This window comes from Paraglaciecola sp. L3A3, from assembly GCF_009796765.1.
In the GTDB taxonomy this organism is placed as follows: domain Bacteria; phylum Pseudomonadota; class Gammaproteobacteria; order Enterobacterales; family Alteromonadaceae; genus Paraglaciecola.
Genome location: NZ_CP047023.1, coordinates 3,859,697 through 3,881,577 on the forward strand (window position 1 = coordinate 3,859,697; position 21,881 = coordinate 3,881,577).

Sequence of the window (21,881 nt, forward strand, 5' to 3'; positions counted from 1 at the left end):
GACTTAAAAGTAATAAAGCCTGAGCGTTTTTAATAAAAGGCTCTCTATTTATGTAACAGATGTTTATACTAAATCCTTATCATCACTAACATTGGTTGCCATGCCTTCAATAGATCCCAAAAATATTGCCAAAGTTGCCAGTCATTCTTTTGCATTACCTGATATATGCACTCGTATACGTGCCATGTTAGACGACAAGAAATCAGATCTTGATGACATCAGCAACTTAATTGCATTAGACCCCTCGCTATCATCAAAGTTACTAAAATTAGCCAATAGCCCTTTATTTAGATTTGAATCACAAATAGATTCACTAAGTAAAGCGATTAATATTATCGGCGGTGAAGCTCTATATAACTTATTAATGATTGAAACGGCCAGTTCAGCTTTTAAACATTTCAGTTCTGATGTTATCGATCTAAAGCGTTTTTGGTTACAAAGTATTTATGCCGCATTAGTAGCCAAACATTTAGCTAAAATCGTTAAGATTAGAGGCAGTGAACGTTTTTTCTTATTAGGACTATTACACAATTTAGGAGAATTATTAGTCGCAATAAATTCACCTGATTTAGCCATCCAGTGCAATCAATACAATAAACAAATCACCCCATGGAAATTACAACATCAAGTCTTAGGGTTTAACTATACGAACTGTAGCTCAAACTTACTAAAATATTGGAATCTTCCGACCCAGGTATATTTACCTGTTGAATATGCACATAATGAAAATAAAGCCATAGAAAGTAGAGAAGCCGCGATTGTATTTATCGCAGTAAGAGCCGGCATTGCCATGTCTAATGACCATCTCTATTCAATCAATGAGCTAATCCCCCCTACTGTGACAAATCAACTACAACTGGACCAAGAAGGCTTGGAAGATGCGATAAAATACGCTCTGATGGAAGCGAAAAGTGTACTCGCTGTGATGAAACCAACTTTTCATAAGCCATAGATTATAATTTACTATCAACATTCAGCTTTAAACGCTGTATAATTAATTTTTTTTGACAGTTCAGTCTTGCTTCTTGATATGAAAACAATATTTTTCCTAATCTGCTTATGTCTGCCTTTATGTGCTAGCGCAAAACCTAACTTTATGCGCTCTTTGTACATGGCGGATAAACGCAATTATAAAGCAGATGATGAATTATCTATGGTAGGCGAACTAGGCATTATTGTCGCAAGCGGTAATACTAATGCGTCTACATTAAAAGCTAAAATCAATGCCAGCCAAGAACTAGAAGCCTGGAGTTACCAAGTTATTGCGGATACATTATATAAACAAAGCCAAAAAACAGTGAATGGAGAAAAAGTTACCGCGACTTCAGCACACAACCTGTTCATCTCTACTCAAGCAGATTACAAATTACTCGATCCCGATAACCGTATTTTCATGTATGCAGAGTATGAAAAAAAGCGTTTTAGTGGTTTTCGCTATCAAACAGCTATAGCTGCAGGCTGGTCATCTAGGTTGTGGCATACAAAAACTAGCGAACTTAAATATAGTGTAGGGCCTGGATATGCGACATCTAAATTAAAAGAAAATAGTAGCCAAGATTTACAAGAAGGCATCATAGCTAGGGCTGCAATGGAATATAAACGAAAGTTTACCCATCAAGCGACCTTTTTACAGTTCATTAGTACTGAAATAGCAAATAACTTCACCAAAACCAAATCTGAAACGTCTTTATCTACAAAAATTAATGGCGCTTTAGCAATGAAACTTAGCTTAGTGATGAACCATGACACAGGCGCTAGCGGCAGTCGTAAAGACTTAGATACGCAAACAGCCGTCACCTTGATGTATCAATTCTTTTAAAAAATCATTAGGAATACCCCCGACGCACACTTATTACTAATAGTTAGTATAAGACTAAAGAGTAGAAGAAATAATTTTTATACTTAGGTAAAATGCGGCAAATTGAATTCAATCATAAAATTTAAACACACATGTTTAATAAGGAAATATAAATGAAAGCATCGTTATTATTAATCGGCTTAGTAGCTTCAGGTCAGGCTCTAGCGGCTGAAGAAAAGCCTTTCTCTATGGACGGGGAGTTTGGATTTATTGCCACCTCCGGTAATACAGAAACCACATCTATGAAAGGTAAACTATCAGCTCACCAAGAACTTGAAATGTGGAGTAATGATTATAAGTTTGAAAGCCTATATAAAAAAGATGAAGTGAATGATGTTTCACAAACGACTGCGCAAAAGTACTTTTTATCAGCTCAAGGCAACTATAAATTAACTAACCCTGACCATCGAGTATTTGGCTTCGCATCGTATGAAGATGATAGATTCAGCAGCTTCGATTACCAATCAACCATTGCTGGCGGTTGGTCACAAAAATTATGGCAAGATGACAGCAGTAAATTCGATTACAGTATCGGTCCTGGTTATTCTTTTGCAAAACGTCAAGATGGCACTAGTGAGAACGGTGTTATTGTTAGGGGCGTAGTGAACTATGAATTAAAGTTATCTAAAACAGCTAACTTTAAACAATTAATCAGTACAGAAGTAGGTAGTGATAATACTAAATCGAAGTCTGAATCTTCGATATCAGCTAAAATAAGTGATGGTTTTTCACTTAAAGTATCTTTGGTATTAGATCACAACTCAGATGTTGCTGATACTAAAAAGAATCTTGATACACAAACAGCTGTGACACTTGTTTACACTTTTTTCTAAGCACTAATTTGTATCTTATTGGCAGTGATTTTCACTGCCAATTTTTCTCACCAACTTTACCCTTGTATCAGCCTATTCAGGCTAAAAAATTACCAACGAAATTGCACAACCGCTAAACTTTGTTGTTGATTTATTTCTAGTTGTTGATTGAGTGATCTACGATTTTCAGCACTATTCTGATTAATATGCTGCTCTAAACCAATTTGCCAGTTTTTATCTACATTATATCGCCAAGCCAAAGTCACAGCTTTGCCATCACTATTATTAGGATCCCAAGGGGTCGAATCATCCTCTCGCACTTTAAAATATTCAGCTCGTAGACTTAGCCGATGTTGAGCAATTTTATGGCTTAGCATTAGATAACTGGAATCAAAATTAACATACACTACCCTAGGCCCCATAGATGTAGACCCTGACAACCACTGAGCAATTAAACGAGTGTCCCTAGACAGCTTATGTTGCAGCGCTAAAGAGTGGAATTTAGTCCTCCAACCGTACAGTCGTTCATCACTCACCGCTAATGGATCGGCCTGATTATCATAGTAATAATAACGTAAGCTCGTTTGATTATAATAATCTAGATGAGCACCAATATAAAAACCTACATGACCATCTAACTCGTGTGAAGGTTCAACATAATTTGGATGAAAGACTTGATCTTCATCGACAACACTTGGATATGCAGCAAATGGGACCTTATCATTATTTAAGCTTTGCCTGTCATGCAAAGCAAAACCTCGCCAACTAATGACAGTTCCTAAAGGATCATTCCCTTGATAAGCCGCACTATGTAACTCCCATGAAAAAGCGCTTTTTCTAGCGCGTCCAGGGCTATACAAAGTAAATTCTAGGCCGGGAGTACGTAACTCCTCTCCTATCCAACTATTAATCGCTGACTGAGTATAGGTAAAAGGAGATAACCAACCTGTATCAACATTTTCTAGAGACATTTTTGGATAAAAATATCCGCCACGAGCTCGCCAACGAATTTCACTCCGACTCAAAGGTTTATAGATTACTTCAGCTTGGGAAATCCCAAAATTTTGCTCACCTAATTGATAATAATTTGCGACTAAGTTGTAACTCAGTCCATTGGAGTATGTATCAGAAAATTTAATTAAAGCTTGTTGTACATTCAGACCATTTTCAGAATAAGCTAAAATCCCAGTGTCTTCTTCTAACCAAGATTTTTGTTCATCAGCTAAAACATAATTGACTTGGACTAAACCCGTTATTTCCACGGCATAACTTTTAAAACCAAGGCAAGCCAAACATAAATAAATGCTAGTGTGACACAATCTCATAATACGATTAACCTGAAACTCTATTTTGTACAAAGTTTACATACCACTGATTAAACTGGGCAACTGGTAAGGCTTTACTCAAATAAAACCCTTGAGCTTTAGTACAACCAAATATTTCTAATAAATTCAGTGTATCAAGATCTTCAACACCTTCAGCCACTGTTTTTAAACCTAAATTTTTTGCTAGAGAAATAATTGTTTTTACCATAACCTGATCGTCTTTATTTGCTGCCAGATCTAAGACAAATGCTTTATCGATTTTTAATTCATGAACCGGCATTTTTTTCAGTTGTGCCATAGATGAATAGCCTGTACCAAAGTCATCGATAGACAAAGTAATCCCCATAGTTTTTAATACATTCAACGCTTTAAATGCATTCTCGGGGTTACTCATTACAGCACTTTCTGTCACTTCAAGTGTTAACAAATCAGCAGTTAAATTATAACGGGTCAATAGTTCTGCAATGTATGTTGGCAAACACATATCCACTAAATCCATAGCAGAAATATTCACGGCCACACCTAAATTCATCCCCTGTGATTGCCAAATACTTACCTCTCGACACGCCACATCTAGCGCCCAATTAGTCACATTTCTAATCGCACCTGTTTGCTCTGCCAAAGGAATAAATTCATCGGGTGAAACAAATCCATGCTCAGGATGTATCCAACGGATCAAACATTCAACAGTGTTAATTGCATTACCATCAAATGATAACTTAGGTTGATAATATAATTGCAATTGTCCCTCTTTTAATGCTCCTTTCAGTTCAGACATTAAGTTAAGACGCATTACAGAATATTTGTTTAAGGAATCTGTATAGACTGCATATCGATAATGCTGCTCTTTGCAGCTGTACATAGCAATATCAGCACATTGCAATATACCTTGATACGTAGTGGCATCGTCTGGGTAAACGGCTGCACCAATACTGCAATCAATATCTAAAACCAATTCACCGAGCCTAAAAGATTGTTCAAAAAGCGCAACTAAATCAATGGCCGCTTTTTCAGCATATTTTGCACTTTGATTATCTAGTACCACTGCAAACTCATCACCACTTAATCTGGCAAAAAAAGGATTATGCGCTGTATATAAAGCTAAACGCTGAGAGATTAGTTGTAACAAGGTATCCCCTGTTTCATGGCCAACTGTATCATTAATTTCTTTAAATCTATCCACATCTAAAGTTAATACAATAAAATGATTATCAACTTGTTTATTAATCAGATTAGCTAGATGTTGATTGAACTGTAACCTATTTGGCAAACCTGTTAATTCGTCAAAAAATGCTAATGCATTAATTTCTTTTTCCCTGTCAAAAATACCATCTTGCATATCACTAATGGCTTTTGAAAGAGACTCCACTTCGCGGGCATTAGAAGTAGGAAACGTATCGCTATATTGTCCCTTACTTATATTTGTAGCCACACGACTTAGCTCTTCTAAAGGACGAGTAATACCACGAGAGACAAGAACAGCAGCTAACCATGCGAGAAGTGCGGCTAAAATCAAAACTAAAAACAGCTCATTTCTTAATGTTTGATTAGACAAATAAGCATCAGCTTCATTTTTAGCCAAAATCAAATATACAGGTGTTTTTAACCATTCTCCCAATTCCGACGTAGTGTAAAGATAAGTTTCACTCGCTAAGGTTTGTTTACCTATGTTTTCCTGTTCACTTAAGGGTTCCAAAGCTTCGCCCAAAAAGGTAGTCGCAATATTTAATTTATCGGCAAAATCAAACACAGCGACGTGCATGTTAGTGAGTTCAACTAGCCGGTCGCCAAATAAGGTTTCAGCTTTTACTCCTGTCACTATCCAACCATTGATTTTGCCCGATAATTCAACAAATCTAACAGGCATAGCTTTCATTAAATAAAATATTCCATCATGCCTATACCAATGTATTCCGTCGGTAGACAACATTTTGGCGACATCAGCAGCAAGTTGGCCTGATTGATTAGAACTAGCTAAAATTTCGGAATTAGGATTGAGCACCCAATAAATATCTGTTTTCCATCTATTTTTCTGAAAATTATCCATAGCAGAGCGTAATGAAGAAGGATCTTGAACTGCCGAAGCTATCAATTTTTTGGTGGTAAAATCCTTAGCCACAGGTTCTAAATCAGCTTCTAATGCCTTAGCTCTGTTTTGAATACGTTCGACGACTACTTCTCTGGCGGTGCTAAATTGAGAGTCTAATTGTGCAGTAAGGTGATTATATGTGGTTTGCCAGACAATGGTTAAGGTCACAACTACTATTATGCTTAACACTAATAAAAAAAATAGCGCTATACGTTTTTGCAATGAAGTAGTTGATTGCTTCAATTTATTTATAGTCCCCAAACTCGTCTAAATTTTCATACTCCAGCAAGTTGGGTAATAAAGCTTTATTTAAAATAATGTTATGTTTTGATTTTTTATCATCAACTAACACTTTAGTCGCTAAAGCCTCGATATCTTCTTGGATTAATGGACTCCATATCTTTATAGTATATTCCCCAAGTGGCAGATCAAACTTCACCTTACCGTTTCTATCTGATTTCGAAAAATATTCAGTATCGACTATAAAAATGTAGCCAAGCATCCAATCATGTACATTACAACCCAACTCTACTACACCGCTTTTCGAAAATAACAAAGGATCAGCTTGTAGGTCCTTGTAAAGTTGTAATTCAAAAGTTTTAGCTGCAGAAAAAGAATAAACGTGATGTTTGATAGAATCAGAATTAGGAAATTTTACTTGTGTATCTTTTTGTATCGCTAATATGTGGGGGGAAAATTGTGTGTCAATTTGATCCATTATTGCAATATCGGAGGGTGGCACAACCTGCTTTTTTATACTTGGCTCCATATATACAACTACATTAGGAACACCTTTACCAAGTTGATTAATCACATTAACAATAATTTCTTTAGCGTAATTATTAACACTAAAAAGTACCAAAAACAGACCCAATAAGACTTTAAGCATAATGTTCCAATTTGAAAAATATATACGTCTATTCATATTTTATTATGAACAATATAAAGCATTCACTCAGAATCAGCGATACTCCGTTTAATAGACAGTCGATCTAAGATTAATCATTCAATTAAAAACAATATTCAGCATTTTAAATGCCAATGCCGTTTAAACAAAACAGCTTTTACTCTTTCAGTTGGTTAAGCACTTTATTTGCTGCATCTTTTTGTTCTTGAGTCCCTTTTTGGATAATTTCATCGAGTAGTTCTTTAGCAGAACTTTCTTCACCTATTTCGATATAAGCATGAGCTAAATCTAATTTAGCGCCAAGACCTTCATCAGCATCGACGTCTATCATTTGTAAGTCATCATCTACACTCACAAAGGGTTCTAATGGCATATCTAAATCAAGTGCTTGTTCTTCATCTTGCTCACCAGACATACTTTCGTTCAATAACGCCTCAACATCAAGGAAGTCATTAGACTCAAGCTCACTTATTTCTGGTACTTCTTGAGGGGAATCATCCAACAAAGAAGTAATATCGATACCCGTATCGAACTCATCCTCGTCTCGGTCAACCGTATTATCGATAGATTCCAACATTTCATCAAAGCTAGACTCTTCTAATTCATGTAATAATTCTGAATCATTATCGTCTTCAGTTTCTGCTTTACTGTCGTCTAACCAGTCTCCTAGACCTGGCAAATCATCCAACTCATCAACGGGATATATATTATTTTCTGAAGGCTCTTTATCAAATTGCCCTAAAGCTTCATCAAGGGCAAGGTCATCAAAATTGGATATATCAGCAATATCATTGGCTTTTTCAGGCTGTTTTTTAGCTTCACTTTTTTCTTCTGAGAAAAAGTCACTTGCGGCAGCACCAAACTCTAAATCATCTAACGAACCTATAGAATGACTCTCATTTGACGTTAGATCTTCTAATACCTCATCTAATTCTTCTTTTTCAAAGTCTTCTAAGGCTTTTTCGAGCTGATCTTCATCTAAAGCGCTTTCAACTGATTCAAGTTCATTAAGCTCAGCGGGATCAAGCTCAAAGTCATCGGGATCAAGGTCATCGGCTTCTGCCCTGCCTTCTGATTCCTCTTCAACTGCTGGCTCAGCTTCAACTGTTGGCTGATCTTCAACACCTGGTTCCTCTTGAGCTGAAGACTCTTCTTGGGCTGAAGGCTCTTCTTCGACTTCTGGTTCTTCTTGGGCTGAAGGCTCCTCTTCGACCTCTGACTCTTCTTGAGCTGAAGGCTCTTCTTCGACTTCTGGCTCTTCTTGGGCTGAAGGCTCTTCTTCGACCTCTGGCTCTTCTTGGGCTGAAGGCTCTTCTTCGACTTCTGGTTCTTCTTGGGCTGAAGGCTCTTCTTCGACCTCTGACTCTTCTTGGGCTGAAGGCTCTTCTTCGACTTCTGGTTCTTCTTGGGCTGAAGGCTCTTCTTCGACCTCTGGCTCTTCTTGGGCTGAAGGCTCTTCTTCGACTTCTGGTTCTTCTTGGGCTGAAGGCTCTTCTTTGACCTCTGGTTCTTCTTGAGCTGAAGGCTCAGCTTCAACTGTTGACTCTTCTTGGGCTGAAGGCTCTTCTTCGACCTCTGGTTCTTCTTGGGCTGAAGGCTCTTCTTGGGCTGAAGGCTCAGCTTCAACTGCTGACTCTTCTTGGGCTGAAGGCTCTTCTTCGACTTCTGGTTCTTTTTGGGCTGAAGGCTCTTCTTCGACCTCTGGGTCTTGTTCCGCTGAAGGCTCATTCTCGACTACCGGTTCATCTTCAACTACTGGCTCTTGATCAGCTGAAGGCTCTGCTTCGACTGCTGGCTCAACTTCAACTGTTGGCTCAGCTTCAACTGCTGGCTCAGCTTCAACTGCTGACTCTTCTTGGGCTGAAGGCTCTTCTTCGATCTCAGATTCTTCTTGGGCTGAAGGCTCTTCTTCGACGAATGGCTCAGAAAGCTCGTCCAATACTTCATTTAATAAATCATCATCCACTTCATCAGCCAAATCATCTAACTGCTGAATTCCGTGTTGTACATCTTCGGGCGCGACATCTTCGTCTTCATCATCGTCCGGCAGCATAGAGCGCATTTGTTCAACTTGTTCTAACTCATCAATTAAGTTACCAGTAACTTTGTCTAACTCTTCATTTGTCGCAGAAATTTCTTCATCTAATTTTTGTAGTGCGTCTTCATTGATTTCTTCTGAGTCATCCACTAAAGGATTTTCAGGTAAGTCAATTTCTTTAGAACCCTCAAGTAATTCATCAATGCTAATTTCAGGTTGTTCGTTTTCATCTTCAACCTGCTTAATTGCTAAATCATTACTATCATCGCCTGATGCCAACGAATCACCTTCTGTAGGATCCATTTCATCCACATCATGAATCAGCATGTCTACACTTTCTTCGGTGACAACATCTTCTTCAGCAGTTATTTGTTCGTCAACAGCATTATCATCGGTCAATTCTGTTAACAGATCATCGTCTTCATCTTCACCAAACAAGTCATCCAACACGTCTTGTTCTATAACACCGGCATTATCTTCATCCAATAAAGCATCGTCTAATTCATCAAATACTTCTGCATCTTCACTCAGCAACTCATCGATTTGGTCTTCATCTAATGCCTCTTCTAGTTCATCAGCTAGTACATCATCCAAAACATCATCTTCACCAAATAAATTATCATCATCTAGTTCGTCTTCTTCAAGCTCATCAGATAATTCGGCACTCAATGCATCTGATAGATCATCCATTTCTGCTGTATGTTTATCTAATGTGATGTCATGCTCAAAATCTTCTTCAGATTCCACATCAATATTGGCTGACTTTCTTTTCACTAACCAATATGCAAAACCTGCGAGTAAAAATATAACGGGTAACATAGATAGCAGAATTAGATTAAGGGGATCATCTAACCAAGAGGTTTCTTGTTGTTTAATTTGCGTTTCTTTTTCAGATTGTTGTAATCGTGCCTGAGCTAATAATTCTTCAACACTTTTGTCAATTTGTTCAACTTTCTCACTACTTTTTTCCCCCTGAGTACGCATATTGGTAAGATCTGCATCTACCTTCGCTAAACGTTCAAATAACTTTTTATTCTCATCAAGGATTGACTGAACGCTACTAATCGATTCGGCAAATTGTTTCCTGATGGCCATAAATTGGCGATTTTGTGCCTCATTAATATCACCTAATTTCTGTTCGAGTAATTCCTTAGTTTCAGTCAGTTCTGTTTGACTAGCCGCAGCAACTTCGATAGCTGCAGCTGTTTTGTCGGCTGGTTTACCTGATTGATTTGATTGCCAATTTTGAGCGTCAGAGTCCGCTCGTTTAAAAGCTTGTTGTTTATTAACCCTTTGTATATAACTCTCAGAGGGTAATCTCAGAATAGCTCCGTCTTTTAGCAGATTAAGATTATTCTCTTCAAATGCATCCGGGTTAAGCTCAAAAATGGCTTGCATAACCTGATAGATTGATAAGGATTGGTTTTCTCGATAACGTTGGGATATCTGCCATAAAGTATCCGAGGACTCAATTGGACCATAGGTCATCCCAGAAAATTGAGTACCAGTACCTTTCGGACCTTTAATCCTAACATTTTGAAAATCAGCGGCATAAACGGTAAAAGCGAAGAAGGTTAATATCGCAACCAGCCTCACCGCTATTTTTCGCAAATTCATAGAGTTCCTTGTATTCAAAATATTTAAATTGCTGTTTTGGCTATTAATTCATGAGTAGCAGTACTTGGGAGGCGCCACTAATAATTCTCAGCTAAGTTCTCATTATCATAAACAATAAATTGTCAGAAAATTGACTATTTGCCATAACGTAGCAATTCGTATTCCAAATTGACTGCTGGAGTAAATTCTTTTGAAACTATAAACTAGATGGGCTATTTGATCTAGAATACTTATACTAACTCCATTAAATAAATGTACACTCAGCGAGAATTTAAAAGCGCATAATCAAGGCGCTAAAATGAGCTCTTTAAATCAACATCAAGCATTTATCAGTCGAGTACTATTATAACTGCGGGTTTAGCAAAAAAATGATGAGAAGCCAGATCTAATAAACGGTCTCCGTTTTGTTTATTGAGAATAATAGCAGTGGCATTATCAACTTGGCTCGCACCTTTAATTAAAAGCGGGTTGTCACCCACAATTGGGTGATTTAGAGCAAACTCTAAACTACGGGAAAAAAGTGAAAGTAACTTTCCAGATTTCACTATGCTATTTTTGTCTTTACTTGCAGGATAAATAGTTGCGCCGTCAGGATGCTGAATATTTGGCGCTAAGGATGGCAAAAATCGATGCCCTCTTACATCAATAATTAACCCGGTGGGTTGAGGTTCTGTTCGAGCATTGGTTAAGGCTGAATTTTCTAATAATACGCTCTCCTCCAATTTACTCACTCGCTGATCTAAACGCTGTAAATCTGGGCTCCAAGGTAAACTAGTTGTTAGCTCATTTTGTTCCGCATAGGCAGTGGAAATGATGCTATTGAAAAACCTATTAATAAACAAAGACACTGAATGTTCAGTCTGTACTTCATTTTGATAGATACTATTTGATAACTGACCTGAAACAAAGACCCCCATAGTGACCTTGCAGGTATTATCTTCCCCCATATCTCGGCTGAGAATACGAGCCCCTTTTATGACGCCTTCAACAGCACTTTTGACAATATCATATTCTGCAGCATGGTGAGAAACACTGGTAGAAACCGTTACTCTAACTCCATTTGTGGCTTCAATTAAATTACGCTGAGCATCAGTTACCGCAGCTCGACAGGCCAATAAACGCCCTACCTCTATGCGCTTCCCTTCAGGAGCCACACCAAATCCCTCGGCGGTGACCATACCCGAACTCCAATTCATATTGCTAGTTGTCGTCAGCCATTCAGTATAAATACCAGCTTGTTGAGCAAATATGGATGAGCTAAAAAACAACGCTAAAATTAAAATATATCCTTTCATTTTTAATACCTTACCTTACCTAAAACACTCATTGGAGAAGCTGCGGGCAGCCAATTATTATCGCTGGCTTCCACTTGATAAATTGACGAACTCTGAATATGAAACGGAAAGTTTTCTGTAAATTGGCTACCTTCTATATTCACTCTAGCTTGATCGGTTATTATCAATCCACTAGTGTTACTGCCACTTAAAAAACAATTTCTAATATGTACTTGAGCCATATTAGCCACAGTTATTGCTGAATACTGGCTATTAGTAATAGAACAATCAACAATTGCAGGGCTTCCTTTTATGACTTCAATACCTATACCAGCGTTTTCAATATTAACGCTATTTAATTCAACATGCTCGTTGCTATCTAGGCTTATAAAAGTAGGGGCAGTGATAATTTTCGATAAAGGCTGAAGTTGAATAGGTAAACCGGCAAAAGTGAATAAACTACCTTGAATGTGCAAGTTTCCCGCATTGGTAAATTGAAATTCAGTACCCGGCTCTATATACAAGCCACTGCCTGCTACTTGGGTGACTTTTTTATCGACAATATATGGACCTTCACTTTTTAGTAAAATAAACTGGCCGTCTATAGTGCTAGGTAATCTAGATTTTTTTATAACTGTGGCGCTGTACATACTTGCTAAAGGATAAACAACTTTATTTATGAGTGTTTCTTCACTTTGATTTCCAGCCTTGTCTATGGCGACAATACTTAGTTTTATCGGGGCAAACGCTTTTAAAGTATGCTCCCAAACAAACTCAGTCTGATAAGTTTCAAATAACTGTCTACGAATTTGCCCTTCAATCAAAATGACTTGATAAAGTAAATTCGGCTCACTATTTTGCCAAGTTAACGTCACTCTATCTGGGCTAACTTTGTCCTGTAGTAAAGTCACTGGTTTAGGTGCTTCATTATCAAAACTTAGTAAACCAACTGAGCTAATATACTTGCTAGTCATGCCAGAACTATCACGCAATATTCCAGTTAACATTCGCTCAGAAGCATTCCAACTGTGATCAACAGAAATACTTGTGGTATAGATCCCAGGTTGTTGCTCTATTAAAGGAAAAACTTGATTAATACCTTCAATCGTTACACTTGCAAGTTTGTTAGCTTCACCTTTAATTCCCACTCGAAGCACATCACCATATTTTAATACTTGCTCAATACCATCATGTAACACAGTCTCGATGTAGGAATAGTTAACTTCTTGAAACTTGGTGGGTTGTGGAAATTCATTAGCTATTTTTCGACCCAACTTATCTGCCACAGCTAATAAATTTTCATCATTAAGATGCCAAGCGGTAACCGCAATATTGTATAACAAGCCGAGAGCATTGACTGATACTCCCCCCTCTCTGGAAATCTCTTCAAATTCCTTCGACCAGATTGCCTCTCCCTTAACATTAACTAAGGTAATTTTTACAGCAAAAGTGATCTGCGCATAAATTCCGACATATAATTTATCGTAATCCAGCACCTCAACAAATAATAAGCCATCCACATCCAATAAATTGGTCAATAACTCTGCATTTTTAGGTGTCAATTCTTGCTCATTCGAAAGTATCGCTAATCGATTATCGATATCTTTGATATGTGAAAATCTATAATTTGAACTAGCTAAATGTCCATATAGGGTGCTACGCAAAGTTTGTGATGCTTCTTGTTCACTTGTACTATTTTTAAAAGGTAAGATGGCAATCGATTGAGGTAATGAAGGTTTAATTTCGGCTTCAAGTACTTCAGCGACAACAGTGACTTCTTCAATTTCTGGTAGCTCTTTATCCTCTAGAACTGAATTTATTTCATTCGTTTTATTACTAACAGCTAAAGGCTCAACTTGATTCACACTGCCGCAACTGACGATAAACACGGTACATAAAACAATGAAACTTAGATTTAACAGATTTCTAGATATAGGCATAATTTCTCAATTCAAACTCTAATCAAAATGGGTATATTGCTGTTTTCTAGCAAGAATTTTGCGTAAATAATTTTTAGTTTCTTCGGCAGGTAAGTTTGCCATTAACTGCTCGTATGTTTGTTGAGCTTGCAAGTTATTGATTTTTTGTACGGCTAAATTGATACTTTTTTTACCAGTAAATGTTTTAGCCAAATTGCCTACACCTGTGTTGTAACTTGCCAACATACAATACAATTTGCTTTGTTGATTTTTGATCCCACGCAGATAACGTTTAGATAAAAGATGTAAATAAGTTGTGCCAAGTAATAAATTATTATTTTGATCAAACAAATAGGCAGGGCTAACGATTTGTTTTTTACCATACAAAAACTCGTAAGCGTCTACTCCAGCAGTATTGGGCACCAACTGCATTAAGCCAAAAGCCGGCACTGGTGACATCGCCATTGGATTAAAACTCGATTCAGTTTCAATTAAGGCCAAAATCAGTGATACATCCAATTGATACTTGTTGGCTAATGAACTGACTGTATCTAATTTACCTTCAATAAGGTTTTTCTGATAATTGTTTAAATAGGGAATAGTTAATACTAAACGCTTAACAGATTGCTTAGTTTGTAACACTAATGTTGGAGCATTTATAACCAAGGCATTTTGTGCAGAAACATTAATAGATTTAGTAATATCCGTTTTGATATTCTCAGTTATATTCACGGCTGGATTATCTAATATTTCTTTGGCAGCTAAGTCTGTAGACTGAAGAATAAGACTGGGTTCGATTATATTTTTTGCTTTTAAAAATTTGCTGTTTTGAATGTCTAAATTAACTGCTGCTGGTTTAGAATTATGATTGCGAAAAGATGATTGCGCTAGTTCAGCATCCTCCGCAGACTGAGAAATATTATCTACAGATAGGTTTTCAATTATTTTAGCTGTATCAGCCGCTAATATTTGTTCAACGTCAACATAGGGTTCACTTTTTATTTGCGGTTGAATAAGGCTGAGTTGAGCCAAATCGGTCTGTTTTAACTCTTGTTGTAAGCTTTGTTGAAAAACATCAACTTGTTGTAATTGCGATTTGTCACTTTTTGCTATCTTCGCTGCAAAAGACTGTAATTGAAGTAAACTTTTTGCAATATCACCGTCGACAATAGTTTCAACTTGATACACGCCACCTTTGAAATCAAAAGTGGCTCGAGTAGAAAACGACTCATCATAAGTTGTCCAACTTTGTGCTGCAGGTAAAATAATATCTTCGTGCCAATTAACAGATATCTTCTGAGTCAGGCCTTTATAAGCTCTATCTACTGCATTTTTGACTTGTATAAAACGTGTTTCAAGAACTTTATCTTGTTGCTCAAAATGTTGCTCTAATTGGGCATCCAAGGCATCAAATTCATTATCTAAATCATCAATACTTTGAGCTTGGGTGAAATTAATGCAACCTTGACTGAGCAAGGCAACCAATCCAACAAATTTGCCGAATTGTTGATATCTATTCATTTATTAGCCGTTTTTTGTTGCTGTATAAAAGACTCCAATTCAGCTACTGTAGAGCGTTGTAAACAAGGCTCTGCTTCTTTCGTTACACAAATTGCCATCACTACTTCAACTGATATGCTCTGCTCATCAGCTGTCACAGTGTGATTTTTTTCAAATGCACCATTCAAAAGCGACTTAACTCTAGTGGCAACTATATCACTACTTATTTCATACTCTTCCATAGTGGTACCGCCGGTTAAACGTACCCCTTTCAGTTGTTCAGCTAAATTTCTTTGTGCGTCGACTGTTGCCGCCCGTTTAGCCATCATTTTGGCCTGAGCCTTAATTTTAAAGACACTCAAATCCACTGTACCAAAACCACTGGCAGTAATTAATCCTTTTTCTGCATAAGCAAAAGGAGAACTCAATAACAGCATAATTAAAAAGATTCGCATATTAATTTCCTTTTTTTGCTGCTTTCAACTGAGTCACTAATTGACCGGCTAAATCAATACGCACGCCTTCCTCAATTGAACTCACTAATTGATCAATAACATCTACTTTAAATGCACTGGCTAATAAGTATTTTTTGGCTTGTAATAATTCTTTTCTGCAAGCTAATGGGGCGTATTCCATAGCATCTCTAAAGCTAGTGTTGGCTAAAATCACTCTGCCATTTTCAAAAACACAAGTTTCATACTTCTTTTTAATTTGCTGCAACTCTTGGCTATTTAAAGGCTGTGATGTCTGACTTTGATTTTCAGCCCATGTAGATGCTGAGTAAAAAAGCATAATAATCAAACAATTTAATTTCATGAAGTATTCCTATTTATCTTCTACCAAGATATTGACTTGGTCGGAAGGCGAGCTTTCAAGTAAGTCCGTATCCACCGCAATGATGTAATAACAGTAACTTTTGTCAGCTTCTATATTTTTGTCAATGTAACTTAATACTGGGCTATTTACTGTTGCCAGTTTACGCTCTCTACCACATGTTTTACCGCGATAAATATCATAATGTTTGATGTCAGGCTCTAAGTTAGCTTGCCAATTTAACGCGGCAATGGCATTTTCTTGAACAACAGAAACCCCGCCGACCTTGCTCGGGATAGCTTTAGTAGTCGCTGCAATGATAGAGCTTTTAGGACCTTCAACTTTAAAGCTGTTGAAGGCCGAAATACGATACTGATATAAGGAGCCATGCTCTAACTTAGAAAAAAATCCACCTTCATCAACATAACTGTTTTCGTTAACTTTGAGCGTACTCAATTCTTCGAGCTCTCCATCTTTTTCTAACCGGTATACCTTATAACCTGCAACATCGGGGTCATTAAGAGGAGTCCAACTTAAACTGACTTTTTTCACTTGTTGACTAACTGCTAAAAAGTGTTGCGGTGCCCGTGGCAGTGCTTTAGTTCGCACTTCAATTATATTTGATGTGCCGAGTTTTTGTTGTTTATGAAACGCAGTCACCTGATAGAAATAGCGCTTTTCATCCAATAAATTTTTATTATCTAAATAATGACTCTGATTCGTGGTTTCTATATTTTGCCAAGTAATATTGTTCTCAGATCTTTGGATCAGATAAGATTCTACTTGTTTGTTGTTTGTCCAGTTGATTGAATTTTGTCGTAACAAATCTTGTTTACTGACGGTAAGCTTTATATCCAAAGGACTAAAACCTGTTTCTACATCTGAATCTTCGCTACTTAATAAATCCTTGTCTAATAAATTAACTTTGTATTCAAATGAAGCAAAAGGCAATAATTCCAGATCAACATATTGGGTCAACTTGGCATCAATTTCAGCAATTAAAGACCAATCAACTTCATGCTTCCAACGCCTATAGATAAGCGCATTTTTTAGGTCTGTTTCTGCCCCCGTTTTCCAATTCAATAAAACTTGGTGTTCTTTAGTTTGTACCGTTAAATCAGTAGCTCTATTGGGCAATGCTTTTGAATGAGCTTCAATTGATGGGCCGATAGGTCCAACTTCATCGTAAATATTTCGACTTGCAATAGCATATCGGTATATCTGGCCATGGCTAATGCCCCCGGTATCCACCGAGTCGATATAAGTGCTGGCTTCTACTACTGGGATTTCTGCAATTAGGTTATAAGAAGTAAAATTATCAAGCTGGCTTGCTCTATACAGCAAATAACTTTTCAAATCGGGGTCATTTGTAGCAGCCCATGTTAAAGTCAATTTTCCTGCCTCACCACTTTTAGCAATAAGCGATTCTGGAGCAGGTATATCCTTTGTTTTCATAGATATTAAATTGGATTCAGAAACAACTTGGCCTTGATATATAATTGATAATTTATATTCGTATACCAAGTCGTCAAGTAAACCTAACTTATCAGTATAGGATGTAGTTTGGCCCTCAAATTCAGTAATTAAAGACCAAGGCTGCCCTTTTTCTCGCCTCCATAACTGTAAGCTATCAGCCACAGAAATAGCTGGCCAAGCTAGATTAACTTGTCTAAGAATACCATCTGGTTGAGGAATAAAGTCCACTGAGTTTTGGGTCATCACTGGCTCTGACTGAACGGCAACACTTTGCAAATTGTCTTGGTCGATAACCGTCACTCTATATTCGACTGTCCCTTTAGGTAATAATTGGCTATCAAGATAATAAAGTGATTGTCCGTCAATAGTGGCCAAAGCTTGCCATTGAAAATGCTGCCAACGCCTTTCCAGAAAATAACTAGAGGCGCGCTGCTGAGCATTTGCAGTCCAGCTCACTCTCACCTGCTCGGAACCGATTTGAGTATTTACTGCTAATACTGCTTTGGGCGCAGGTTTGGTACTTGCTCTCAAAACAGGACTTAACTCTCCAGAGCTACCCTGCAAATTGATAGCGGCAACCGCATAATAATAATCTTTATTGTCTGCATCTAATGAAGTATCAACATAGCTATTTGCTTTTGTATCAATCACTTCATCTAACTTATATAAACGTATATCGGCTTGATCGGTATAATCAGCGCGAAAAATTGCATAACCTTTTAATGCCGCATCGTCATATGGCTGCCAACTAATTTGTACTTTTCTGGCTAATCCACTTTTAACTTTAACCTGCAAAGGAGCCGGTAAAGGGCCTCTGCTACTCAAGGTAATGGCAGTACTCATTGAAGAGGAAGAGTAGCGATCAAAAACACTTAAGGCGTACTGAAAACGTTGGCCGTCTGCTGTAAATTCAGAATCAATATATTCAGTCTGAGTTATACCTTGAATTGTTTTTATACGTCGCCATTCAGTGGCACCTTGATGGTCGCGCCGATACAGATGATACCCTGCTCCTGATGATGCCGCTTTCCATTTGAGTAATACCTGACGGACGCCAAAATACCCAGTATTAATTAATTCAGTTGGGATGACAGGGCTATGATCATAAATACTTGAAACATTACCAAGACCATCCAGATTAACGGCTCTAACAGCATATTCAACCGGACCGTTTATTGCCTCTGATTGTAAATCGACAATTTTGTACTGTTTAATACTGCTACTTTGCATATCAGCTGATTTGGCATCAGGTATTGGCCCTTCGATTGTATTCACCACAATCCAAGCTTGGCCTTTTTCACGTCTAATCAATTGATAATGAGTGATATTCTTTTCTGCATTTTGAGCTGATGGTAAAAACTCTATTTCAATCCCTTTAATCAACTGCGTAACAGACAATACTGCGGGGGGAGCTAAGTCTGACACTTCCTCAACTGCCACTGCAACCTGAGTAATTGTTTTACTTCTAAACTCTTCACCTGCTTCATTGAGCAATGATATTTGGTAGTAAACATTACCATTAAGATCTTGTATTGGATCATAGTATTCAGTATCTATAACACTAGTCAGATAGCTAAAAGGCCCCTGCTTTTCGCTTGCTCGAAACACATTAAAACCTAGACTTTCAGGCGCAAAAGTCTCAAGTTGCCAACTTAACTTCACCTGCCCATTTATCACAGATGCTGTCATATTTGCTAACCAATTAGCTTCATCTTGATTTTCACTGCCTTGTGATGAAATAGTCAGGTAAGACTGAATAGCGGTATCAATCGCGACACCAATTTCAGTACCGCGATTTAACACATCTTGTTGATTAATAAAACTAAAAGACCAGTTAGCTATTTGTTGCTGTGAATCTGTCGCCACTAAAGCAATATCACTGACGATAGAGCCCTTCTGCCGAGATACTGTGCCTATCACTACAAAGTTAACATCAAGCGCAACGCCAGCATTGATAGCCTGTTCAAGCTCAAAGCTTTGAACAATTCTATTACGCATCAAAGTGGCTTCCATTTCACGTTGATTCAACAAACTTAAATTAGCCTTTTTACGTAATTCATTACGCACAGCATATACAACATCATTTTCGATCCCTACCACATCCATACTGGTGGCAGTGAATTGAAATATCGCTATATTTTGCTGCTTTGCAGTGGCGACATTCATCGCCCCTAAGGTAAGCAATATAAAATATATGAGTGAGGAAACACTCAGAATTTTATTTTTGATTAACGCAAGTTTCACAATTAATCAATCAAATTAATTAGTATTAAAACGATAGCGAGCTAAAATATTATTTATCCTGTTTTTAGCTTCAATAGTGGTTGGAGAAGCCGATACAGACTTCAATTTTTCGTTATAAATTGCGTAAGTATAATATTCAACAGCAATATCTAATTCAGCTCTACGTTCACGATCTTGTCCTTCGTTGAAATAATAAGTTTCAAGTTGTTGCAAAGGTCGTAATACTTCACCGGCCATATGCTCTACAATTTGTTCGGTTAATTGCTGCATTATTTCAGTGTCTGTAGGTACTTCCATAGGGTCAAACTTAATGCCTGCATCCTGTACTCCTGCATTCGATGTATCTTCAATTTGAATTTTTCGTTCAATGGTATCGACCCGCGTATTCTCGCCAGTCAGAACATTGACAATACGAAATGACAGTTGTAAAAAACCTACTTTTTTAGTTTGAGTAACATCGTATTCTTTTTCACCATACTCTGGAACCATGATTTTAGCTAAGGGAGCGGCTCTTAGCTCCTTTTTCGAGGGGTCAGGATTCACCGCTTTCCAGTTTAAGTATTCAATATTGTCTTCAATTTTTTTACCTATTTCGTAACGAATTGTTTTAGTGCTTGAAGCTGTATTTTCATCAACTTTATATAGCAATACCGACCCCATAATCGCGTAATCGATACCATATATTCGCCCCATTTCCTTGGCAGTTGTTTCGGAGACCACGCCAATTTGTCCAAGCTTCATCTCTTCAAGAATAGATTTTAAATTTTCTCTTTCTAATATTTTAATATCACTACTGGCGTTATTGAAAAGTCGTGAAATTAAGTTATTTGCCACTATAACCCCGGCATCATCACTACTTGAAGGGCTATTAAAATCAAAAACAGCAATAGAGCGACGGGCTCGACCGTAAATATTATCTTCAACTGTGCGTATTTTAGTGAACAAATCAGGATATGCGGGGTTAATCTCATTGATAGTTTTTAACAATACTAACGCGATAGCATATCGGCCATTTTGCTTATATGTATCAGCTGTGTACTCTGCTTGTTGAGATAAAGAGTCACGTAGGTTTTCAAGTTTGCTAGTATCTAATGCATTTAAATTTTTCAACTCTAAATACAAAGATTTTGCTTCAATCAAACGACCTTCAGTCATTGATTCAAGAATTGAATTCGCAATAAACTGTGCTTGTTTTTGTTTTGCAGTTACTAATAAATCTCGACATTGGTTGTTACCCGTTCTGTAACTGAGAGCCATCTCGCAGTTTTTAATCACCTCACTCCAATCACTAGTTTGTTGGGCGATTTTAACCTTAGCTAAAAAATATTCTTGATTGTCATTGCGCTCAACTTTCTTTAACAGACTAAGTGCAATTGGATTATTCGGGATGACATTTAATAAATCAGACAGGTGTTGTCTGGCCAAAGCAAATTGATCATTTTTTATTGCCGTATTAGCCTGTCCCAAATAATATTTATTTGCCTCGGTAACACTGGTTTTTAGACGGCTTTGTACATCTTCATAATTTTCAAAACGGCTAGCAATATCACTTAGCAAGCTATGAGCTTGGCCCCAGTTTTTAGTGTCCATTGCCATTTTGGCCTTTTCATACACTTCACTTAACTGGCTATATAAATCACTTCTTTTAGTATTTATTAAGTCCGTAGCTTGGACCATACTATTATTTTTAATGCCCACTTTTTCAAGATCTTTAATTAAAGATTCAGCCTCGTCCAGCTTAGCTTTAGTCGCGTCTCCTGTTAGTAATTGGTTAACTTTTTTTAGGTTCACTTGTATATATCGTGCTTTTACATCGGCTAATTTGGCCACATATTTTTCATTATCTGGATCTTGGCCAACAGCTTGTTTCAGATAAGCAATCGCCTCATCGAATTGATTGACACTCGCTAATTGAATTGCTGTATCAAACTCCTTCGTTCCTGACGTTGTAGAACCACAGCCACTAAGAGCAATTAAGATAGCTGAAGTGATAAGAGCTTTTTTCATTG

Annotated in this window: 14 protein-coding genes; 3 read left to right on the forward strand and 11 right to left on the reverse strand. The window is 37.4% G+C overall.

Features of this window, described 5'->3' with window-relative positions; translation table 11 throughout:
* Positions 1-100: 100 nt before the first annotated feature.
* The 3 genes from GQR87_RS16045 to GQR87_RS16055 all read left to right on the forward strand — a co-directional run bounded on the left by GQR87_RS16045 (position 101) and on the right by GQR87_RS16055 (position 2,691).
* Positions 101-952 (forward strand): HDOD domain-containing protein, encoded by an 852-nt coding sequence (locus GQR87_RS16045; protein ID WP_158971058.1) that lies wholly within the window; start codon positions 101-103, stop codon positions 950-952.
* Positions 953-1,111: 159 nt separating this feature from the next.
* Entirely contained in the window at positions 1,112-1,819 is a 708-nt protein-coding gene (locus GQR87_RS16050) for a YdiY family protein (RefSeq protein WP_233267288.1), read from the forward strand.
* Positions 1,820-1,971: 152 nt separating this feature from the next.
* Complete coding sequence (locus GQR87_RS16055) at positions 1,972-2,691, forward strand: YdiY family protein (RefSeq protein ID WP_158971060.1); 720 nt, start codon at positions 1,972-1,974, stop codon at positions 2,689-2,691.
* Positions 2,692-2,780: 89 nt separating this feature from the next.
* Here the strand turns inward: GQR87_RS16055 and GQR87_RS16060 are convergent, their stop codons facing one another.
* The 11 genes from GQR87_RS16060 to GQR87_RS16110 all read right to left on the reverse strand — a co-directional run bounded on the left by GQR87_RS16060 (position 2,781) and on the right by GQR87_RS16110 (position 21,879).
* Positions 2,781-3,932, reverse strand: coding sequence for a hypothetical protein (locus tag GQR87_RS16060; RefSeq protein WP_233267289.1), 1,152 nt, complete (start codon positions 3,930-3,932; stop codon positions 2,781-2,783).
* A 70-nt stretch (positions 3,933-4,002) separates the two neighbouring features.
* Positions 4,003-6,327 carry an EAL domain-containing protein gene (locus tag GQR87_RS16065; protein ID WP_233267290.1) on the reverse strand — a complete coding sequence of 775 codons (2,325 nt, stop codon included), beginning with the start codon at positions 6,325-6,327 and terminating at the stop codon, positions 4,003-4,005.
* Position 6,328: 1 nt separating this feature from the next.
* The gene (locus tag GQR87_RS16070) at positions 6,329-6,973 is read right to left on the reverse strand and encodes a methylamine utilization protein (RefSeq protein WP_158971064.1); all 645 of its coding nucleotides are present in this window, start codon (positions 6,971-6,973) and stop codon (positions 6,329-6,331) included.
* Positions 6,974-7,148: 175 nt separating this feature from the next.
* The gene (locus GQR87_RS16075; RefSeq protein ID WP_158971066.1) at positions 7,149-10,646 is read right to left on the reverse strand and encodes a FimV/HubP family polar landmark protein; all 3,498 of its coding nucleotides are present in this window, start codon (positions 10,644-10,646) and stop codon (positions 7,149-7,151) included.
* Positions 10,647-10,975: 329 nt separating this feature from the next.
* Positions 10,976-11,941 (reverse strand): hypothetical protein, encoded by a 966-nt coding sequence (locus GQR87_RS16080; RefSeq protein WP_158971068.1) that lies wholly within the window; start codon positions 11,939-11,941, stop codon positions 10,976-10,978.
* A 2-nt stretch (positions 11,942-11,943) separates the two neighbouring features.
* Positions 11,944-13,860 (reverse strand): right-handed parallel beta-helix repeat-containing protein, encoded by a 1,917-nt coding sequence (locus GQR87_RS16085; RefSeq protein WP_158971070.1) that lies wholly within the window; start codon positions 13,858-13,860, stop codon positions 11,944-11,946.
* Positions 13,861-13,878: 18 nt separating this feature from the next.
* Positions 13,879-15,360: a murein transglycosylase domain-containing protein gene (locus GQR87_RS16090; protein ID WP_158971072.1), complete on the reverse strand. Its 1,482-nt coding sequence runs from the start codon at positions 15,358-15,360 to the stop codon at positions 13,879-13,881.
* Complete coding sequence (locus GQR87_RS16095) at positions 15,357-15,794, reverse strand: hypothetical protein (protein WP_158971074.1); 438 nt, start codon at positions 15,792-15,794, stop codon at positions 15,357-15,359. Before GQR87_RS16095 ends, GQR87_RS16090 begins: the two co-directional genes overlap by 4 nt.
* Position 15,795: 1 nt before the next feature.
* Positions 15,796-16,155: a hypothetical protein gene (locus GQR87_RS16100; protein WP_158971076.1), complete on the reverse strand. Its 360-nt coding sequence runs from the start codon at positions 16,153-16,155 to the stop codon at positions 15,796-15,798.
* Positions 16,156-16,164: 9 nt separating this feature from the next.
* On the reverse strand, positions 16,165-19,872 hold the full coding sequence (locus tag GQR87_RS16105) for a hypothetical protein (RefSeq protein WP_158971078.1): 3,708 nt from the start codon (positions 19,870-19,872) through the stop codon (positions 16,165-16,167).
* A gap of 15 nt (positions 19,873-19,887) precedes the next feature.
* A complete protein-coding gene (locus GQR87_RS16110) occupies positions 19,888-21,879 on the reverse strand; it encodes a CsgG/HfaB family protein (RefSeq protein WP_158971080.1) in 1,992 nt (663 codons plus the stop codon).
* Between the last annotated feature and the right edge of the window lie 2 nt (positions 21,880-21,881).

What these genes read in the sequence shown, in the direction of transcription:
- GQR87_RS16045 (WP_158971058.1), top strand. Translation starts at nt 101, where the DNA reads ATGCCTTCAATAGATCCCAAAAATATTGCCAAAGTTGCCAGTCATTCT.
- GQR87_RS16050 (WP_233267288.1), top strand. Translation starts at nt 1,112, where the DNA reads ATGGCGGATAAACGCAATTATAAAGCAGATGATGAATTATCTATGGTA.
- GQR87_RS16055 (WP_158971060.1), top strand. Translation starts at nt 1,972, where the DNA reads ATGAAAGCATCGTTATTATTAATCGGCTTAGTAGCTTCAGGTCAGGCT.
- GQR87_RS16070 (WP_158971064.1), bottom strand. Translation starts at nt 6,973, where the DNA reads ATGCTTAAAGTCTTATTGGGTCTGTTTTTGGTACTTTTTAGTGTTAAT.
- GQR87_RS16075 (WP_158971066.1), bottom strand. Translation starts at nt 10,646, where the DNA reads ATGAATTTGCGAAAAATAGCGGTGAGGCTGGTTGCGATATTAACCTTC.
- GQR87_RS16080 (WP_158971068.1), bottom strand. Translation starts at nt 11,941, where the DNA reads ATGAAAGGATATATTTTAATTTTAGCGTTGTTTTTTAGCTCATCCATA.
- GQR87_RS16085 (WP_158971070.1), bottom strand. Translation starts at nt 13,860, where the DNA reads ATGCCTATATCTAGAAATCTGTTAAATCTAAGTTTCATTGTTTTATGT.
- GQR87_RS16090 (WP_158971072.1), bottom strand. Translation starts at nt 15,360, where the DNA reads ATGAATAGATATCAACAATTCGGCAAATTTGTTGGATTGGTTGCCTTG.
- GQR87_RS16095 (WP_158971074.1), bottom strand. Translation starts at nt 15,794, where the DNA reads ATGCGAATCTTTTTAATTATGCTGTTATTGAGTTCTCCTTTTGCTTAT.
- GQR87_RS16100 (WP_158971076.1), bottom strand. Translation starts at nt 16,155, where the DNA reads ATGAAATTAAATTGTTTGATTATTATGCTTTTTTACTCAGCATCTACA.
- GQR87_RS16110 (WP_158971080.1), bottom strand. Translation starts at nt 21,879, where the DNA reads ATGAAAAAAGCTCTTATCACTTCAGCTATCTTAATTGCTCTTAGTGGC.